17 protein-coding genes are annotated in these 17,543 nt (G+C 59.9%); 13 read left to right on the plus strand and 4 right to left on the minus strand.

Annotation, left to right across the window (positions count from 1 at the left end; translation table 11 throughout):
• Window positions 1-49: 49 nt before the first annotated feature.
• The 3 genes from LOC68_RS12695 (at window position 50) to LOC68_RS12705 (ending at window position 2,564) form a co-directional block, all read left to right on the plus strand.
• Window positions 50-487 (plus strand): universal stress protein, encoded by a 438-nt coding sequence (locus LOC68_RS12695; RefSeq protein WP_230219081.1) that lies wholly within the window; start codon window positions 50-52, stop codon window positions 485-487.
• A 50-nt stretch (window positions 488-537) separates the two neighbouring features.
• Window positions 538-1,008, plus strand: coding sequence for a hemerythrin domain-containing protein (locus tag LOC68_RS12700; RefSeq protein WP_230219084.1), 471 nt, complete (start codon window positions 538-540; stop codon window positions 1,006-1,008).
• 152 nt (window positions 1,009-1,160) lie between these two features.
• A complete protein-coding gene (locus LOC68_RS12705; protein WP_230219085.1) occupies window positions 1,161-2,564 on the plus strand; it encodes a chemotaxis protein CheW in 1,404 nt (467 codons plus the stop codon).
• 60 nt (window positions 2,565-2,624) lie between these two features.
• Here the strand turns inward: LOC68_RS12705 and LOC68_RS12710 are convergent, their stop codons facing one another.
• Window positions 2,625-3,071, minus strand: coding sequence for a response regulator (locus LOC68_RS12710; protein ID WP_255670843.1), 447 nt, complete (start codon window positions 3,069-3,071; stop codon window positions 2,625-2,627).
• Window positions 3,072-3,278: 207 nt separating this feature from the next.
• Between LOC68_RS12710 and LOC68_RS12715 the strand changes: the two genes are divergently transcribed.
• On the plus strand, window positions 3,279-6,344 hold the full coding sequence (locus tag LOC68_RS12715; protein ID WP_230219098.1) for a YCF48-related protein: 3,066 nt from the start codon (window positions 3,279-3,281) through the stop codon (window positions 6,342-6,344).
• A gap of 16 nt (window positions 6,345-6,360) precedes the next feature.
• Window positions 6,361-7,317, plus strand: coding sequence for a hypothetical protein (locus LOC68_RS12720; RefSeq protein ID WP_230219099.1), 957 nt, complete (start codon window positions 6,361-6,363; stop codon window positions 7,315-7,317).
• Window positions 7,318-7,324: 7 nt separating this feature from the next.
• Here LOC68_RS12720 and LOC68_RS12725 read toward each other — a convergent pair whose 3' ends face one another.
• The gene (locus LOC68_RS12725; protein ID WP_230219102.1) at window positions 7,325-8,809 is read right to left on the minus strand and encodes an oligosaccharide flippase family protein; all 1,485 of its coding nucleotides are present in this window, start codon (window positions 8,807-8,809) and stop codon (window positions 7,325-7,327) included.
• Window positions 8,809-9,666, minus strand: a complete 858-nt coding sequence (locus LOC68_RS12730; protein ID WP_230219104.1) for a glycosyltransferase family 2 protein — start codon at window positions 9,664-9,666, stop codon at window positions 8,809-8,811. The genes LOC68_RS12725 and LOC68_RS12730 overlap by 1 nt, the downstream gene beginning before the upstream one ends.
• A gap of 123 nt (window positions 9,667-9,789) precedes the next feature.
• Between LOC68_RS12730 and LOC68_RS12735 the strand changes: the two genes are divergently transcribed.
• The 8 genes from LOC68_RS12735 to LOC68_RS12770 all read left to right on the plus strand — a co-directional run bounded on the left by LOC68_RS12735 (window position 9,790) and on the right by LOC68_RS12770 (window position 16,921).
• A complete protein-coding gene (locus LOC68_RS12735) occupies window positions 9,790-10,605 on the plus strand; it encodes a carbon-nitrogen hydrolase family protein (protein WP_230219109.1) in 816 nt (271 codons plus the stop codon).
• 630 nt (window positions 10,606-11,235) lie between these two features.
• Window positions 11,236-11,967 carry a 2-amino-4-hydroxy-6-hydroxymethyldihydropteridine diphosphokinase gene (gene folK / locus LOC68_RS12740; protein WP_230219110.1) on the plus strand — a complete coding sequence of 244 codons (732 nt, stop codon included), beginning with the start codon at window positions 11,236-11,238 and terminating at the stop codon, window positions 11,965-11,967.
• Between the two features lie 12 nt (window positions 11,968-11,979).
• Window positions 11,980-12,861 (plus strand): pantoate--beta-alanine ligase, encoded by an 882-nt coding sequence (gene panC, locus LOC68_RS12745; RefSeq protein WP_230219111.1) that lies wholly within the window; start codon window positions 11,980-11,982, stop codon window positions 12,859-12,861.
• Between the two features lie 34 nt (window positions 12,862-12,895).
• The gene (locus LOC68_RS12750) at window positions 12,896-14,230 is read left to right on the plus strand and encodes a prolipoprotein diacylglyceryl transferase family protein (protein ID WP_230219112.1); all 1,335 of its coding nucleotides are present in this window, start codon (window positions 12,896-12,898) and stop codon (window positions 14,228-14,230) included.
• A gap of 66 nt (window positions 14,231-14,296) precedes the next feature.
• Entirely contained in the window at window positions 14,297-14,635 is a 339-nt protein-coding gene (locus LOC68_RS12755) for a cupin domain-containing protein (protein ID WP_230219114.1), read from the plus strand.
• A gap of 185 nt (window positions 14,636-14,820) precedes the next feature.
• Window positions 14,821-15,393, plus strand: coding sequence for an RNA polymerase sigma factor (locus tag LOC68_RS12760; protein ID WP_230219116.1), 573 nt, complete (start codon window positions 14,821-14,823; stop codon window positions 15,391-15,393).
• Window positions 15,394-15,527: 134 nt separating this feature from the next.
• Window positions 15,528-15,728 carry a CDGSH iron-sulfur domain-containing protein gene (locus LOC68_RS12765; protein ID WP_230219117.1) on the plus strand — a complete coding sequence of 67 codons (201 nt, stop codon included), beginning with the start codon at window positions 15,528-15,530 and terminating at the stop codon, window positions 15,726-15,728.
• A gap of 248 nt (window positions 15,729-15,976) precedes the next feature.
• Complete coding sequence (locus LOC68_RS12770) at window positions 15,977-16,921, plus strand: hypothetical protein (RefSeq protein ID WP_230219119.1); 945 nt, start codon at window positions 15,977-15,979, stop codon at window positions 16,919-16,921.
• Window positions 16,922-17,018: 97 nt separating this feature from the next.
• Here LOC68_RS12770 and LOC68_RS12775 read toward each other — a convergent pair whose 3' ends face one another.
• Entirely contained in the window at window positions 17,019-17,507 is a 489-nt protein-coding gene (locus LOC68_RS12775; RefSeq protein WP_230219121.1) for a hypothetical protein, read from the minus strand.
• Between the last annotated feature and the right edge of the window lie 36 nt (window positions 17,508-17,543).

The raw sequence follows: 17,543 nt of genomic DNA on the forward strand, positions 1-17,543 counted from the left end.
CACCGAATCGACGTACAGTAGAAGTAGAGAGATACAAGGAGACGCAGCCATGAAAATGAACAAGATTCTCTTTCCGACCGACTTTTCGCACTGCGGCGATGCGGCGATGCGGTTGGCGACCGCGATCGCCAAAGACTTCGGTTCGACGATCATCATCGTGCATGTCGAAGAGCCCCCGACCTCGTACGGCGGCGGCGAAATGTACTACGGAATGATGGAGCCCTCACTCGACGAAGTGAAAAAGATGCTGCACGAAGTCCGACCAACCGACGCCGCGGTCCCGTGCGTGCATCGGCTGGTCAGCGGCGATCCTCCGCATGCGATCCTCAGGATGGCCGAAGAAGAGCAAGTCGATTTGATCGTTATGGGAACGCATGGACGAACAGGACTATTGCACTTACTGATGGGAAGCAACGCCGAAACGATCGTTCGCAAGGCGAAATGCCCAGTGTTAACCTTCCGCCAACCAGACAAGGTTGCGGAGTAGAATGCGCTCGCCGCCACCCCAATCATGCGACGAGCTAAGGGAGGCGTAAGATGAACGGTAACTCTTATCTCAATTGCAGTGACGACGGCTTTCGTCACCATCTGCAAGAAGAGCATCGTCAGCTCAACGAAGAGCTGGACGAGCTCAACGCTTGTTGTCTTGGACAACGAAACTGCGACGTGCAGGCCGATTGGAACAAACTGCGCGATCGCGTTCATCGCCTGAAAGACAACATCGTCCACCACTTCCGCGAAGAGGAAGAAGGCTCGTGCTTGGATGAAGCGGTCGCACGCCGACCTACCTTGGCGGCCGAAGCCCGCGAGATCGAGCAAGAGCACCCCGAACTGCTCGCGGAGCTCGACGGCTTGATCAGTTGGCTCGACCAGGAGCCGGCGATGGAAGCGACGCTGCAAAACGCGAAGCAGCGGCTGAATTCGTTCGCCGATAATCTGCGACGACACGAGTGGCGTGAAGACGCGCTCATCCGTCGCGGCGTCGGTGCGTTTGGAGTGGATGACTGATGACGATGACGATTCCGTTCATCTCCTCTCTTTGATCCAATCCTAACGAACTTATCAATTGAGCAGGCTGACGAAGATTTGTCGGCCTGCTAGCACCGTACCGCCGATGAGTGACGAAGGACCTTCCTCCATTCGTCCTCTCGACTGACGGTATGCTGATGCCCACCCTAAGCAACATTCTGCTGCAAAAAGAAATTTTGCTGGAAAGCGGCACGAATGAACTCGAAATCCTCGTATTTCGCGTTGGCCGCTTCCTCTTCGGCATTAACGTCGCCAAGGTGCGTGAAGTCCTGCCGCGTCAGGAAATGACCGCGCTGCCGCAGGCCCATCCATCGGTCCTAGGCGTCTTCCAATTGCGAAATAACGTCGTCCCGTGCGTCTCGCTTCGCAAGCACCTGCAGGTCGAAGACGACCCCGGCAGCGATCAGCAGATGATCCTGACCGACTTCAACCGGATGCAAACCGCGTTTACGGTCGATGCGGTCGCCAGAATCCATCGCATCAGTTGGGAAAAGATCTTGGCCGTCCCCGCGATCATGGCGACCGGCCGCACCCCGGTAACCGCCGTCGCGCAGATCGACGGACAGCTCGTTTCGATGCTCGATTTCGAGATGATCGCCGACCAGGTGACCGAGAAAATCTTACGCGAAGACGCCGTCTCGAACCCGCACCAATTGCCGCGCGAACAACTGCGGATCGTCGTCGCCGACGACTCGGTAACGGTCCGCCAGGCGATGACGACGATGCTGGCCGGCAGCGGCTATACGCAGATTCAAGCCTTTGAGAACGGCCGTCTCTGCTGGGAATGGCTCGAAGCGCAGTGGCAAGCCAAACAAAACCTGGCCGAGATCGCCGACTTGCTGATCAGCGACGTCGAGATGCCGCAGATCGACGGCTTCCACCTGACCAAGCGGGTCAAGGATCATCCCGGTCTCGGCCGCTTGCCGGTCCTCCTCTATTCGTCGATCGTCACTCCCGACAACGCGAAGAAAGGAGAAGCGGTCGGCGCCGACGCCCAGATCTCGAAACCGGAACTCCACCGCGTCGTCGCGATCGCCGACGAATTGATCCTGAGTCGAGGCGCCCATAACGGCGATGCCGCTCCGACCAAGCCGGCTCCGCCGCAACCAGCGCCGCCGAAACCTACGGTCGCCGCCGCTCCGCTGGTGCTGCCGGAACCGCCGCCAAGCGTTCCCTCGGCCAGCTACGAATACGCCCCGCCAAGCGGAAGTCTCCTGGACACCTTTCTCGTTGAGCTGCGGGAGCGAACCGAAGAACTGCGAGATTGGCTCGCGGATACGTCGTATGACCGCCGAGCCTTGTTGCGGACGCTGCACAGCATCAAGTCGGCCGCGCAAGTCGTTCCCGTTCACGAAGTGAGCGGCGCCGTCCATCAGATGGAAGAGATCGCGCTCGACAACGCGCGAGAGACTGTCGCGATCGTCGCTCCGCTCGCCGATCTGATCGATTGGCTGCATAGCCTCTCGCACAATCGACGTCGCTACGCTGAGCTCTTGGGTCAATGCCCCGATCTTGGTTCGGCGTTTCCGTCGTAAAACGAAAAGAGGGACGACGATTGTCGTCCCTCTTTCTTTGATTTCAGCTTGGATCCGGCATTAGTTCGTAGCGGCGGCGGAAGTGCGGCGCCCGCGAAGAGCCGTTTGCCAACGGACGAAGCGTTCGAACTCTTGTTCGACCAGCTTGATCAGTTCCGCTTTATCAAGCGGCTTGAGCAGGAAGTCCGATGCGCCGTTCTCGATCGCTTCGGTCACGCGGTCCCACGAAGAGTGGCCGGTGAGGAAGATCACCTGCGTCCACGAGTTACGGCGTTTGGCGAAGATCAGCATCCCCATCCCGTCGATGTCGGGCATCTCGATATCGCTGATCAGCAGATCGCAGCAGTTTTGATCGATCCAACGCTGCGCTTCGTGGGGATCGGTAAACGCCCACAGGTTCAAGCGATCGCCAAAATGGCTCACCAAGACCTGCTCCAGAAGACGCTTCATGGAGGGGTCATCGTCGACAATCACAGCGTTAAGCTTGCGAACCGGCGAATTGCTCATTGCGGTTGACTCACAATTTGGACTCAAAAGAACGTTGCGAAAGTCTAGAACACGCTCAAGCGCAAGATTCCCATTTTTTTCTGGTTACGTAATGACCGCAAATCGGCGTATGAGCAACCGTTACAGTCAGTATGGCCCCGTTTCCCGCCATCCTCTAAACTGGCGGCGTTTTCTCCCTCTCACCTGCTAGCACCTGAGAGTCCAAGGATGGGCAACAGCTACCGCCAAGCGTCAGGTTGGATCGCAACAATCTTCCTGGTTTTCACCGCGGCGCCCCTCTGCGCTGCGGGAAATTACTCGGGAGACGCTACGCTCCATGACGTCCACTTCCAGAACCCCCAAACAGGCCTGGCGGTTGGCGATCACGGCGTGATCTGGAGCACCAACGACGGCGGAAGCCACTGGACCCAGACTCCCTCAGGCGTTGACGTCGAACTTCACGCGATCGCATTCGCCGACGCTGAAAAAGGGTGGATCGTCGGCGGTCAGATCTCTCCCTACAGTCGAATCTCTCGCGGCGTCGTCCTGCGCACCATCGACGGCGGTCGCAATTGGCGCGAAATCCCGAATCTCGGACTTCCCCGTTTGCATGACGTCGCGTTCGTTGACGCCAATCATGGCTACGCCGTCGCCGATCCTTCGCCGACCTATCCGACCGGACTTTTCGAAACGCGTGACGGCGGTCGCAGTTGGCGGTCCTTGATGGTCGAAAAACCGCATCCATGGCGTTCGCTTGCACTCCTTCCCAACGGCGGGCTGCTACTGACCGCCGCCGACGGCGCGACCGCCTGGTTTGACGAAGGGGTTTATCGCGAATCAATCCCGGCCGACGCCAATCGCCGGACGCACCAGGTCGCTCTCGATCCGCAAGGAGCTACGGCGCTCGTCGGCGACTCCGGTTTGGTGATGTCGAGCGGCGACCGCGGCATCTCGTGGAACTTGCGGACCAGCGAATTGCCCGGCGGCATGGGACGTCAGTTCGACGCTCGCGGCGTCGCAGTCAACGGCGATCGCGTCACCGTCGTCGGTTCGCCTGGCTCGATCGTACTGACGTCGCTCGACGGCGGCGCCCATTGGCTATCGGCGACGACCGGCCATCGAGCCCCTCTTACCGCAGTGACCTTCGCCGACAATATGCATGGCTGGGCGGTTGGTGCGTTTGGCACAATCCTCGCCACAACCGACGGGGGCGCCAGTTGGTTCGCTCAGCGCCGCGGCGGCGAACAAGCGGCGGTATTCGCCGCCTACCGCAACGGCAAGCGGCTTCCGTGCGAAGCGTTCAGTCGACTCGCCGCTGCAGACGGTTACCTGACGGCGGTCGAAATTCTCGGTCGTCCCGAAACCTCTTCGCCGCTCGAACTGCAATACGACGATCAAATCCGCGCCGCCTGTTTGCAATTGGGAATCTGCGAAACCGACTGCGCCGCCAGCTTTCCGCTTCCGAGCGACAAGCTGGGACTCGACGGCCGGAAGATCGTCGAAATCTGGAACAAAGCCAACGACGGCGAGGCCTTGAAGCGGGCCGAGGAACGGATGGTGCGACAATTGCGCATCTGGCGTCCGCAGGTAGTGCTGACCGAATACGCCGATCCCCGTGGAACCGACGCGACCGGCTACCTGATCAACCAAATCATGCTGTCGGCCGTGGAGAAGGCGGCCGACTCCAACGCCTATCCAGAACAGTTGGAGTCGCTAAGGCTCACTCCGTGGCAAGTGAAGAAGGTTTTCGCCGCTCTGCCGAAGGGAGTCGACGGCACGATCACAATTGCCACCGCGCAAATCGCACCGCAGTTGGCGATGTCGTTCAACGAACATGCCGCCGCCGCGCGTAGCTTACTGCACGAAGACGAGACTCCGGCTCCGGCCGCAATTTCATTCGAGCTGAATCGCAACTCGCTGCCGAACGAATTCGGCGACCGCGACTTTTTCTCCGGCATCCCGCTCGACTCGGGCGGCGTTTCACGTCGCGCCGAGCGTCCCCTCGCTTCGAGCAATCTCGATGAACTCCGCCGCTTGGCGCAGCGCCGTCACAATGTGCAGCGAATTGTCTCTTCGGCTCGTTTGCGTCCCAATGGCGGCGCCGCGTGGCTGGCGCAGCTCGGCGATCTGACCAGCGACTTGCCCGGCGACACCGGACCGCAAACCCTTTATCAACTTGCGATGCATCAGAACGCCTCGGGACATGGACCGCTGGCCGCCGAGGTAATGACGACGCTGATCGATCGTTTCCCGGAACACCCTCTCTCCGAAAAGGCGGTCGCCTGGCTGCTTGTCTTCTACGGCAGTCGCGAAGTCGCCGACCGTTTCGCCAGCGATGATGCGATTCCGGATGCAGCCCCCTTGGCCGCCGAAATTCGCCCAACCGCGGTGACGCCGGCCGCCGCATTCTTGCCGACCAACGAACCGTCTCGCCCTGGTCTATTGCCGAACAGTCAGGCGGTCTCGATCGAGCGGAATTTCTCGCGAACCGCCGCGAAGCTGGCGCAAGAGTACAATGTTAAATATCCGCACGTCGTCGCTCGCCCGGAAGTCGCTTTCACCGTCTCTCGCGCTCTTAGCAGCGAAGGTTCCGGCCGATCGTCAGAGAACCTGCTCCATCGCCTGGTTGGACGCGGAGAGAACGATCCCTGGTCCACCTGCGCTCAGTCGGAGTTTGTGCTCGGCCGCAACGCCGGCATTCCTCCTAAGACGATTGCGATGTGCCTGCAAGTCGCGGCTCCGCCGAAGCTCGACGGACGTCTCGACGACGCGACCTGGCAAGGCTGCGAACCGTTTGAACTGGTCAGCCCCAACCGCGGCGACGGCAGTTGGCCGGCCGCCGTCTTCTTCGCTTACGACCGCGAGTATCTCTACTTCGCGATTCGCGCCAAACATGCCCCTGGCGCCAATTACACCAACAAACCGAACAGCGCCCGGGAACGTGACGCCGATCTCTCGAAACGGGATCATGTCGAGATGTTCTTCGACGTCGATCGCGACTACGCGTCGTTCCACAAGATGTCGGTCGACTGGTGCGGCTGGACCCATGAGTCGAGCTTCGGTGATCCGACCTGGAATCCACAGTGGTACGTTCAAGCGGACGACGCCGCCGGCGTGTGGACCGTCGAAGGCGCCATCCTGCTGACCGACCTGGCGAAAACGCCGCCAACCTCCGGCGACACCTGGAGCGTCGGCTTACAGCGGATCGCCACCGGTTGCGGTTTCCAATCATGGACGATTCCGGCCCAGCCTGACGTGCAGCCTGCCGGCTTCGGGCTCCTCCGTTTTCAATAGTTGACGAGCGAAACGCATGGCCTGGTTAATCGGCGTCGACGAAGCGGGGTACGGGCCCAATCTCGGTCCGCTGGTGATCGCCGCTACCGTTTGGCGGACGCCTGATTCGCTCTCGGGCAACGAATTGTACGACGTCCTGACCGACGTGATCGCCGTCGCCAAGTCGCACTCCCGCGACGCTCGTCTCTTGGTCGCCGACTCGAAGCAACTCTTCACCGCGCAAAAGTCGCTCGCTCCACTGGAACGCGGCGTGCATGCCGCGGCCAAGCTATTGAAGCGCAACATCGCCGCCTGGCGTTCGCTGGTCGCCGAGATCGGCCAGGCCGGGGACGACCGCCTGGCGCCGATTCCTTGGTTCGCCGACTTTGATCGGGAGCTACCGTGCGACGTTCCTCAGGCGGAAATCGACCAGATCGCCGAGAACCTCGAAAGGACGTTCGATCGAACCGAAATTCGGCTGGTCGACATGCGGGCAGCGCTCCTCTTCGCCGGCGAATTCAATCAGCGTCTCACGAGCGGCAACAAGAGCCGAGTCTTGTCCGAGACGACGCTCGGCTTGGTTCGTGATCTTCTACCGACCGAGCCCGGCGACGTCTTCATCGTTTGCGACAAGCATGGCGGACGAGATCGTTACGCCGGGCTGCTGCAAGAAACGTTTGGCGATCTGTTGTTCGCCGTCCGGGAAGAGTCGCGCAAACGGAGCTGTTACGAGTGGCGGAGAGAGCAGGGGAGGGGACTCATTGAGTTTCGCCAAGGCGGAGAAGAGTTCCTGCCAGCGGCGCTCGCATCGATGACCGCTAAGTACCTGCGTGAAATGACGATGGAGGCGTTCAACGCTTACTGGTGCAGTCACAATCCGGAACTTCGTCCTACGGCCGGTTACCCGGTCGACGCGAAACGCTTTCTCAAAGAGACTGTCGAACTGCGGAAACAGCTCAAGATCGACGACGACCTCTTGTGGCGGCAGAAGTAGCCGCGCGTCAGTCGTTCCGCATCCGCCGCAACAGCCAACGGACTTCGCCGAAAGCGAGCCCGATGTAGACGACCACGCCAAACAGGATCGTCAAAGCCAGCGTCACGATCGGCGGCAAAGTCGCGTAACGCAGCAGCAGCCACTGCAACCCGAAGGTGAGCAGTCCCATTCCGATTGCCGCCAAAATCGCCGGTGACATCGTCCAGGCCATTCGTTTGCCGTCGGCGTCGCTCACCAGGAAGCAATACGCTAGATAGAACGGCGCGACGAGCAACGTTCCGGCCGCGTAGGCGATCGCCAAACCGATCGTCTCCGCCATGTCGCCGTCCGCTTGCCTGGCGATCGCGACGGCAACGGCATAACCGATCGCCAGCACCACGCTGATCGCCGCGGCGCCCAGGGCCAATCGCTTCGCCTGACCAACGGCGGCCAGCAAGCTGCCGCAGATGTTAATCAAACCTTGGGCCAGCGCCGCCAGCGCCATGATCGACAGGATGAGCCCAGCAGTTTGCCACTCGGGACCGCCCAGCACCACCATCGCCGTCTGACCGACAACCGCCAAACCAGCGGAGCAAGGCGCCAGGACGATCGCAGCGAAGCGATAGAACTCGGCCGCCGTATCGCGGAAGTGGTTTTGATCGTCACGCGTCGCGGCCAAAGCCGGCAACATCGCCGACGCGAGCGGCACGGTCGTCAGATAGACCGGCTTCATCATCTGGTTGTAGGCTTGGCTATAGAAGCCGATCAGCCGCTGTCCCGCTTCGGTATGTCCGATCAGCAGGGCGAGCAGCACTTTGTCCAGGTTCTGCGCCGCGGCGAACAGCAGCCCGCTGAGGGTGTAGTAGCCGCCGAAGTGGAGGAGCGGCGAAAGAGTCGGATCTTTCCGCGGCGCGTCGGGGCGCCAAGGTTCGATCCACCAAACGCCGGCCGTCAGTAGTAGCAGTTCCACGTACTGCTGCGCAATGAGCGCCCAGATTCCGCCGCCGCCAAAGGCGATTGCAATCGAGACGACGCCGGCGAGCAGTTGCGACACGAACCGCGCAACGGCAAGCTCTCCCAAGCGGAGTCGCTTCTCCGCCATCGCTTGATGTTGCGTATAGAGATTCGCGGCGAGCGCGGTGCCGGACATCGCCAGCGCCGGAATCAGGACGTCTGGCGCGGCATAGAAGTAAGCAAGGGCCGGGGCGATCGCTGCGGCGACGATCGTCAGCGCCAAGCCGGCGAAGATCTGGATCCAAAAAAGAGCGGACGCTTGCGACTGCGACAGATCGCGCTGCTGGACCGCGGCGACGTTCAGGCCGAGCGTCCCGACGCTCCGCAAGAGCAACGTCACCGGCAGGATCATGCCGAGCAAACCGAACTGGCTCGGATCGACCAGGCGATAGAGAGCGGCCAGCACGATGATCGATACGACTTGCCCTGCCAACTGCAGGCCGATCACCGCGCGGGCGCCGCGACGGACTTGTTGCGAAAGTTCGTCGGGCTGGTTCATCAATATCGGATCACGCACCACAGCGCACGGAAGCCGTCGCGCCAGCCAATCTTCTTCCCTTCCGAGTAGGTGCGCGGGAAATAACGAATCGGCACCTCACGCAACTTCAGTCCCTTGATCCGCGACAACTTGGCGGTCAGTTCCGGCTCGATGCCGAACCTGCGTTCCTTGAGGGTCGGACCGATCTGTTGAATGATGTCGCGACGGAAGACTTTGTAGCAAGTCTCCATGTCGGTCAGCAGGAAGTTGGTGAAGAGGTTCGACCACCAGGTGAGGATCTTGTTCGGCAAGTAATGCCGCAGCCGCGGGACGTTGCGCGAGCCGGGGATGAACCGGCTGCCGTAGACGACGTCGGCGCCTTCCATAACGATCGGCTGCAAAAGCGCGCGATAGTCGTCGGGCGAGTATTCGAGATCGGCGTCTTGAATGATCACCGCGTCGCCGGTCGCCTGGCAGAAGCCGGTTCGCAGCGCGGCGCCCTTCCCCTGATTCTGCTCATGGAAGAGGATCTTCAGGTCGGACTGATTGCGCCAGCCGTCGAGCATCTCACGGGTGCCGTCGGTGCTGCCGTCGTCAACCAGAATGATCTCGCAGGCGACGCCGCTCTCGCGGATCGCCGCGATCAACTTCGGCAACGTTTCGACTTCGTTGTAGACCGGCACGACGACCGACAACACAAAGTCGTCCGGCAGGCGATAGATCGCCAGCTGACGACAAGCGGCTCGTCCTAACAGATGCGTCAAAAACTCTACCCGAATCTCTTCATTTTCGCAGAGCGATTCGAGCAATTCGCGCACTTGGCCAATTGGGGCCGGTGTGGATTCAGTCGCACCAGGCGACTGGGAAGAAGTGCTCATGCGCGCAGGCTTTCCTTCGGCGGATTCGGGGTTAACTGTAGTATAACATGCGATAACGGGTTGGCGCGACGAGGAAATTGGACTTCTCCCGCCACTAAGCCCCCCTTTTTTGAGGATTCTGGCATGACTGATCCATGGGTTGCAGCCGCCGTGCAAATGAACGCCGGCGAGGATAAAGAAGCCAATCTGCAAACCGCCGAACGACTAATCGCCGAGGCCGCTGACAAGGGGGCGCAGCTGGTCGTGCTGCCAGAATTGTTCAACTTTTTAGGGCGACTGGAAGAGCTAGCGGAACAAGCCGAACCGCTGGACGGAATCACTGCAACCCGCATGCGGGAAGCCGCGCAAAAGCATCAAATTTTTTTGGTCGCCGGCAGCTTCGCCGAGCGCCGCGAAGCGGACGACCGCGTCTACAACACGAGCCTATTCTTTGATCCGAAGGGGTCACAAATTGGCCTCTATCGCAAGATCCATTTGTTCGACGTTGAACTCCCCGACGTTCACGTCCAGGAGTCGAAATTCGTCGCTCCCGGCGAGCTGTCGTCGACCGTCGAAACGGAGCTCGGCGGCGTCGCGCAAGCGATTTGCTACGACCTTCGGTTTCCCGAACTGCCACGTAGTTTGGAGCTGGAAAAAGTGGCTTGTTTAGCGCTGCCGGCGGCGTTTACCGCCAAGACCGGCGCAGCGCACTGGCAAGTTTTGATCCGCGCTCGTGCCATTGAAAACCAACTCTTCGTCATCGCCGCTAATCAGTTTGGGCAGTACGTCAGCGGCATTCAAAGCTACGGCCATTCGTTGATCGTCGATCCATGGGGAACCGTATTGGCCGCAGCGAGCGGCGACGCCGAAGCGGTAATCACTGCCGAAATATCGCTGGCGAAACTACGCGAAGTTCGTCAGCACATGCCGACGCTTCATCATCGACGCCTTCAAAAATAACGCCGCCAAACCGTCGCAAGTCAACATGACTTTGTAACAAGTTCACCGCGCTTGCGCGGGTTGCGAGACCTCTTGCAAACACTTTTTTGATGACAATTCAAGCAGGTTTACTCGGCGTTCTACGAGCGAATCGAATGTGAGAAAAAAAACATTCTCTTGGTTGCTTGACAATTCGTCTCGCCTCCAGAAAATGGTGCCTTGTGATGACTGAAACCTTTAGCGGATGTTGCTAGTTTTTTCCTTTCGACTTGCTGCTTACCGACTCACTGGATCTCCTCAAAGTCGCTCTGACGCATTTGTCATCGCAGCTAAATTCGCGATTCCCATCGTGGCGAAGCTGCGCGCTGACTGCTGGACGGAACTCAATAAAGCTTCGCATCCAACTATTTGATACCTACTTCAATTTGCATTGCCCCGGCCGCGTCTGGCGAATGGAATCTCCGCGATAGGACGCACTCAGCTGGTAGCAATATAGGGCGTGAAGGGCGACGACTGACTGGAACGACAGTCGACCTTAGTGTGGAACGGATGCCCCCTTTATGCTTTTTCTTTGGTAGGTAGCGGTACGAGATCGCCGCGTCGCGTTAGAATGGGAGTTTCCCTCCCTGCCTTGGTCCGGAACAGCGGCGGATGCCAGACTCGTTAATCGCTTTGGGCGCCAATCTTGGCGATCGTCGACAGACGCTTGATAGTGCCGTCGACCTGTTGCGCAGCACCCCCGGCGTTACCAATCTGCAAGTCAGTCGCTACTTCGGCACGCAGCCGATCGGCGGTCCCGACGGACAGCCCGAATTCCTCAACGCGGCCGCTCGCTTCTCAACCTCACTCACCGCCGAAGAAGTTCACGCGCGGCTGATCGAGATCGAAGAAGAACATGGTCGCGTGCGGGTCGAGCGCTGGGGCGCACGCCGACTCGATCTCGACCTGCTGCTGTATGATCAGCGCGAGATCCTGACCGAGTCGCTGGAGGTTCCGCATCCGCGCATGACCTTCCGCCGCTTCGTGCTGGAGCCTGCCGTGGAAGTGGCGGCCGACATGACGCATCCGATCTGTCAGCGAACCCTCGGCGAGTTGCTGACGCAACTGAGCGCAGGAGAGCCGGTCGTACAGATCGTCGCTCCCGAGGCTGCGAACGTTGAAGCGCTGATTGAGAAAGTCGGCCAGACGTGCGACTTCCCGCTGCAGCGCGCCAGCGATCCCACAACGAGCGCCGCCGCGCAACTCCTCGTCTTTTGGCAACTGCCGAAATCGACTTGCGATCGGTGGCGACCGCATGGCCCTTACCTGCCGATTCCCGCCGCCGATCTGGATGCGGCCGCAACCGAAATCACCGCGGCGATCGCCGCCATGTCGTCGACCTAAGCGAAACTGCGCATGAGCAATTCTCCCAAGCTGACGCCCGAGCTGATTCACTCTCCCAAAGAAATGCGGGCCAAGGTGATCGAAGCGCAACGAAGCGGCCTGAAAGTCGGCTTCGTCCCCACGATGGGCGCGCTCCATGAAGGGCACCTCAGCCTGGTCGGCCGCGCTGCCGCCGAATGCGATATCGCCGTGGTCAGCATCTTCGTCAATCCGACGCAGTTCGGACCGAACGAAGACTTCTCGAAATATCCGCGAACGTTGGACTCGGACGTCGAGATGTTGTCCCAGTATCATCCGGTCTGGGTTTTCTGCCCGGAAGCGGCCGACATGTACCCGCCCGGGATGTCGACGGTCGTCTCCCCTCCCAGCGTCGCGCTGCCGCTGGAAGGAGAATTTCGTCCGACGCACTTCGCCGGCGTGACGACGATCGTGCTCAAGTTGTTCAACATCGTTCCAGCCGACATCGCCTACTTCGGCCAGAAAGATTACCAGCAAGCGTGCGTCCTGCGGCAAATGGCGATCGACCTCGATGTCGCGACTCGAATCGTCGTCTGCCCGATCGTGCGTGAAGAAGACGGCTTGGCGATGAGCTCACGCAATCGTTACCTTTCGCCAGAAGAGCGAACCGCGGCGCTGTCGATCTCACGCGCGTTGCGGGTTGCGACCGAACGCCTGGAAGCGGGCGATCGCAACGCTGCGTCAATCGCCGCGGGCATGCGAGCCGAGATGAATGCGGCCGGGATTCGTGAGATCGATTACGCAGTTCTCGCCAATCCGCAGACGTTGGAAACGCTACAGACAGCGACCGATACAGTCGTTATTCTGATTGCTGCCCGCGTCGGCCAGACCCGACTGATCGACAACTGCGTCGTGAGTCTCACGCCGACTCTATAGCACTTCCCTCCGCCGCCAGAAGAGAACTGGGCCCGTGCGTCAAACGCTGTTTCTAATCCCGCAAGAGTTCTTCGGACTGCCGTTGGCAGGCTTCGGTTGGCTGCTCATTCTGTGGACGATCATTTCGCTCGTGCTGCTAGCAGTCTTGATTCGCCGCCAAGGGTGGAACAAGGAGACCGCGAGTTACCTGCCGATGATCATCATCGTCGCGGTGGTGATTGCGTTTGGTCTACCGATGTTCGTCGCACAGCACGGCGGCATCCCGATCCGCGGTTACGGCGTGATGCTGCTCGCGGCAGTCGTGGCCGGCGTTAGCTTTGCTGCGCATCGTGCGCAGAAGATGGGTCTGCATCCCGATGCGATCTATTCGCTCGCCTTCTGGATGTTTATCCCCGGCATTCTGGGCGCTCGCGTCTTCTTCGTGATCCAATACTGGAACGAACTTTTCTACGTTGAAGGAAACTGGAAAGCGACCTTCTTCAACGCGATCAACTTTACCGAAGGGGGTCTGGTCGTTTACGGCTCGCTGATCGGCGCGGCGATCGGCTTCCTGGCGTTTTGTTATCGCTACAAGTTGCCGGCGCTGGCGCTGGCCGACTTGATCGCTCCCAGTCTGTTTCTCGGGCTCTGTCTGGGACGGATCGGCTGTTTGTTGAACGGCTGCTGTTACGGCGGCGTCTGCGAATACCCCTGGGCGATCTCCTTTCCGGAAGGCAGCCCGCCCTATCAGCGTCAGCTTGAAAACGGCGAGTTCTTCGGCGTTCGCTTGACCCAAAACAATCGGGGCGACATCGCGATCGGTAAGATCCGCAAAGATTCGGCCGCGGCGGGGACCGCTCTCTCAGTCGGCGACGTCATCGTCAAGATCAACGGCGTCGAGCCGAAGGCCGGCAAGGATAAGAAGGGGTCGGAATACACCGCGCTCGATGCGGCGAACCGCTTGATGCTCGACTCGTCGCGCGAAGGCTTGCTTCGTTTACAAAAGTCGGACGACACGCTCGTTCGAATCCTGATGCCGAACGCCAGCAAGTGGAGCCTCCCGGTTCACCCCACGCAGATTTATGCGAGCCTTAACGCACTGATCCTCTTTTTCTTCGCGGCGTACTACTATCCGACGCGCAAACACGACGGCGAAGTGATCGCGATTTCGCTCGGCATCTATTCGATCACGCGTTATCTGCTCGAGTTGATTCGAACCGATGAACTGTCGTTTGCCGGGACCGGTTTGACGATTTCGCAAAACGTCAGCATCGTGATCTTCGCGCTGGCGCTCGTTGCGCTCCTTTACATTCGCCGTAAGCCCCCGCACACGGTCTGGCCTCTCCAATCAAGCCAACCGGTGAGCGGCGACAAAGTGACCGCCAAGTAGCGTTTTTTTCCTCCTTCATTTCGCCAGGGAATCAATCGCATGCCCCGTTTGATCGAGTCCCCCAGCGTGATCGCCGCCGCCGGCAACAAGCCGAAAAAAATCGAAGAATTCATCGGCCGAGTTAATTCAGAAACTTCCGATATTAGCATTGCGCGCATGACCAGTCCCGGCGGCTGGGTCGAGCCCGGGCAGACGCCCGAATTTGACGAATATACCGTTGTTTTGGCCGGCGAGTTGCAAGTCGAGACCAACAGCGGCGTCATAACCGTTGGGGCCGGTCAAGCCGTTATCGTCGCGGCCGGGGAGTGGGTTCGCTATTCCACGCCGCATCCTGAAGGCGCCCAATACGTCGCCGTCTGTATTCCAGGTTTTTCGCCCGAAATTGTCCACCGCGACCCTTCGTAATCGCATTCTCTGGCGGGGCGTCTCCTCGTATTGTCGATTGGTTTGGAATACGATGAGCATTACGCGTTTCGCCGCATCGTGCGGGCGTTAATGGGGCTTTTCGGAATACTCGTCAAGGCGGCGGTCCCTGCGGCGTCGCCGTCCGCCAGCACCCTCTCGATCCACTTCCTACTTGCACAGCATTCGTGGACGATAGCCAGCTTATCGAGCAAATCCTCTCCGGCGACACGGCGTCGTATGCGCAGCTGGTGCGCAAATACCAAGACCGCCTCTTCAACACGCTGCTGCACTTTCTCGGCTCGCGCGAAGACGCGGAAGACGTCGTCCAAGAGTCGTTCGTTCAGGCCTACTTGAAACTGGCGACCTTCCAGGGGAACAGCCTGTTCTACACCTGGCTCTATCGGATCGCGTTTAACGTCGCCGTCAGTCACCGCCGCCGCCGCAAGCCGGTCTATTCGGTCGACCTGGGACGCGAGATCGCTGGCTGCGAACCGGTCGACGGCGCCGGCAGCCCCGAACAACGGCTGCAGCGTCACGAGAACGTCGAGCAGGTCCGAGCCGCCTTGGAGACGCTCAGCGAAGAGCATCGCGTCGTCCTGGTCCTCCGCGAAATGGAAGGGCTGGAATACGATCAGATCGCCGAGGTTTTGAATACCCCCATCGGCACGGTGCGCAGCCGGCTTCATCGCGCACGTGCGCAACTTCGCGATCATCTGCATTTTCTGATTCCTGAAGACCAACGCGAAATGTTGCCGTAGCGGCATTTCTTCACCTCGCCAAGCGGCGCCCGACGAATAATTGGTCGACGCGCAGACAGTTCGCAACGTCTGCGGTAGAATTCACCGGCATAAGGTCTGCCAGGAATAGGCCTCGTCTTTCGAGAGTAGGGAATATGTCGGAAACCAAGATTCGCATTCGTGACAATGGACCGTTCCTGGTCGAAGGTCCCGTGACGCTTGAGGACGCCGAAGGGAACACCTACACCATCGACAAGCCGACGATCGCCCTCTGCCGCTGTGGGCACTCGGCCAACCGCCCGTTCTGCGACGGTTCGCACAAGGGGTGCGGTTTCGAATCGACCGAGCGGGCCTAGGCTTCCTCATATCGTCGACGATCGGTCGACAACTTATCCCCGACTGACCGGGGCTCTTCACGCCGATTTCGCTTTCTCGAAATCGTGTCGCCGAAACGATTTGCCGTCGCCGTCCGGAATTCTCGCGAACAATCTTGCTGCGCGCCCCGTTTTCTAGCTAGCGGCAGGTACCTAGAATCCATCCCGCTCGTTTGATGAGCCGTCTTCAAGGCGGCGCTTGCAGTCTTTTATCCGAGGAATCTCAGGGCATGGAAGAACAATCGCCCGAATCCCAGCTGGATTCGATCGAAGCTTCGGCAGCGGACTTTAACGATCAGGAAATCTCATCGGAAGAAATCGCTCGACTCAATACCGCCTCGCAACCTTACGTCGGTCGCTGGAACTCGTTGGTCTCGACCACCAACTGGGAAAAGGGCCGGATTATCGCCCAGTGGCGTCAATCGCTCTCCGAACAACAAGTCCCGGCGACCGAGTACTCGGATGAAGCCTGGGCGAGCCGCGTCGGTTCAGTCACCGGACAGCACGTCGGCCGTCTGCGTCGCGTCTACGAACGTTTCGGCGACGTCTACGAGAAGTTCGACAAGCTCTTCTGGAGCCACTTCCAGGCGGCCATCGACTGGGAAGACGCCGAAATGTGGCTGGAAGGCGCCGTCCAAAATGGCTGGTCGGTCGCGACGATGCGGGGCCAACGTTGGGAAACGATGGGCAGCCTCGAAAACGAACGTCCCAACGACGCCGACGTCGTCGTCACCGAGCTGGACGAAGACTTCGAACCGCACGCCGAAGGGGGCGACTCGGAACTGAAGGGAAGCGTCGGCGAGATCGAACCGCACGACGGTATGCCGGTTCCGGAAGGTCCTGACTTCGGCGATGAAGACGCTCCAGGCGCTTTGCCCCGTGAAGTGTCGCAAACCGGCGACGACTCGGAAGCTCCTTTCGAAGAACAACCGGCGCTGGTCAAACCGTTCTCCGAAATCGGCAAGCTGCCGGAAGACGTCCTCGACGCGTTCGACGCGATGAAGCTGGCGATCATCCGCCACAAGGCGATGGGTTGGACCGAGATCAAGTTGGAAGAAATGATCAGCTGCATCGAGTCGCTGAAAGTTCTCGCCAACGCTCCGAGCGGCGAACCGGTCGTCAAACCGCGTAGTGAAGAGAGCGACGACGACGCGCCGGAAACGGAAGCGGAATAGTCCGCAACTCGATTACAACTTCAAGAAACGCGAAGAGGCGATTCCCTGGCGGAATCGCCTCTTCTGTTGCGCTGACGTGACGCGGCAGCACGTACGCTTATTCCGCCGGGGCGGACTTTGTCTTTTCGATGCGGCCGAACAAGTGACCGCTCACTTCGCCATGGGTCCACGTCCCGGCGTACTTGTCGCCGTCGATCACCACGTGAGCGCTAAAGGTTCCGAGGCCGGGAATCGCCACGTTATCGAGCGTGATCACCGGAGTCTTGCCCGCCCACTTCACTTCCAGCGGCATCGGAATGACCGCGTCTTTGTCCCCATACTTCACGCGGGCGTTGAACAGCCAGAGATCGGCTTCTTCCAGTTTGTGGACGCTCTTGATGTCGTAACGTTCTTCTTTCGGCGGCATGTCGCGGCCGACGATCGTGAACTTGCCGATCAACGTCGAACCGGTGAGCGTCTCCGAGAACTTCTCGAAGAGGGCCTGCTGGTCCGCGGTAGGCTTCGCATCTTCGGCGAAGGAAATCGCCGGAGCGAGTAGAGCGATCGTGAAAGCGAACAAGCCGAGCAGGGGAGTGGTGCGAGTCATAGCGTTCATCTTTCCAGAAGAATGCGGGGCGGCGAA

It is taken from the genome of Blastopirellula sediminis (genome assembly GCF_020966755.1).
Classification (GTDB): Bacteria; Planctomycetota; Planctomycetia; order Pirellulales; family Pirellulaceae; genus Blastopirellula; species Blastopirellula sediminis.

What these genes read in the sequence shown, in the direction of transcription:
- LOC68_RS12695 (WP_230219081.1), top strand. Translation starts at nt 50, where the DNA reads ATGAAAATGAACAAGATTCTCTTTCCGACCGACTTTTCGCACTGCGGC.
- LOC68_RS12700 (WP_230219084.1), top strand. Translation starts at nt 538, where the DNA reads ATGAACGGTAACTCTTATCTCAATTGCAGTGACGACGGCTTTCGTCAC.
- LOC68_RS12705 (WP_230219085.1), top strand. Translation starts at nt 1,161, where the DNA reads ATGCTGATGCCCACCCTAAGCAACATTCTGCTGCAAAAAGAAATTTTG.
- LOC68_RS12710 (WP_255670843.1), bottom strand. Translation starts at nt 3,071, where the DNA reads ATGAGCAATTCGCCGGTTCGCAAGCTTAACGCTGTGATTGTCGACGAT.
- LOC68_RS12715 (WP_230219098.1), top strand. Translation starts at nt 3,279, where the DNA reads ATGGGCAACAGCTACCGCCAAGCGTCAGGTTGGATCGCAACAATCTTC.
- LOC68_RS12720 (WP_230219099.1), top strand. Translation starts at nt 6,361, where the DNA reads ATGGCCTGGTTAATCGGCGTCGACGAAGCGGGGTACGGGCCCAATCTC.
- LOC68_RS12725 (WP_230219102.1), bottom strand. Translation starts at nt 8,809, where the DNA reads ATGAACCAGCCCGACGAACTTTCGCAACAAGTCCGTCGCGGCGCCCGC.
- LOC68_RS12730 (WP_230219104.1), bottom strand. Translation starts at nt 9,666, where the DNA reads ATGAGCACTTCTTCCCAGTCGCCTGGTGCGACTGAATCCACACCGGCC.
- LOC68_RS12735 (WP_230219109.1), top strand. Translation starts at nt 9,790, where the DNA reads ATGACTGATCCATGGGTTGCAGCCGCCGTGCAAATGAACGCCGGCGAG.
- folK (WP_230219110.1), top strand. Translation starts at nt 11,236, where the DNA reads ATGCCAGACTCGTTAATCGCTTTGGGCGCCAATCTTGGCGATCGTCGA.
- panC (WP_230219111.1), top strand. Translation starts at nt 11,980, where the DNA reads ATGAGCAATTCTCCCAAGCTGACGCCCGAGCTGATTCACTCTCCCAAA.
- LOC68_RS12765 (WP_230219117.1), top strand. Translation starts at nt 15,528, where the DNA reads ATGTCGGAAACCAAGATTCGCATTCGTGACAATGGACCGTTCCTGGTC.
- LOC68_RS12770 (WP_230219119.1), top strand. Translation starts at nt 15,977, where the DNA reads ATGGAAGAACAATCGCCCGAATCCCAGCTGGATTCGATCGAAGCTTCG.
- LOC68_RS12775 (WP_230219121.1), bottom strand. Translation starts at nt 17,507, where the DNA reads ATGACTCGCACCACTCCCCTGCTCGGCTTGTTCGCTTTCACGATCGCT.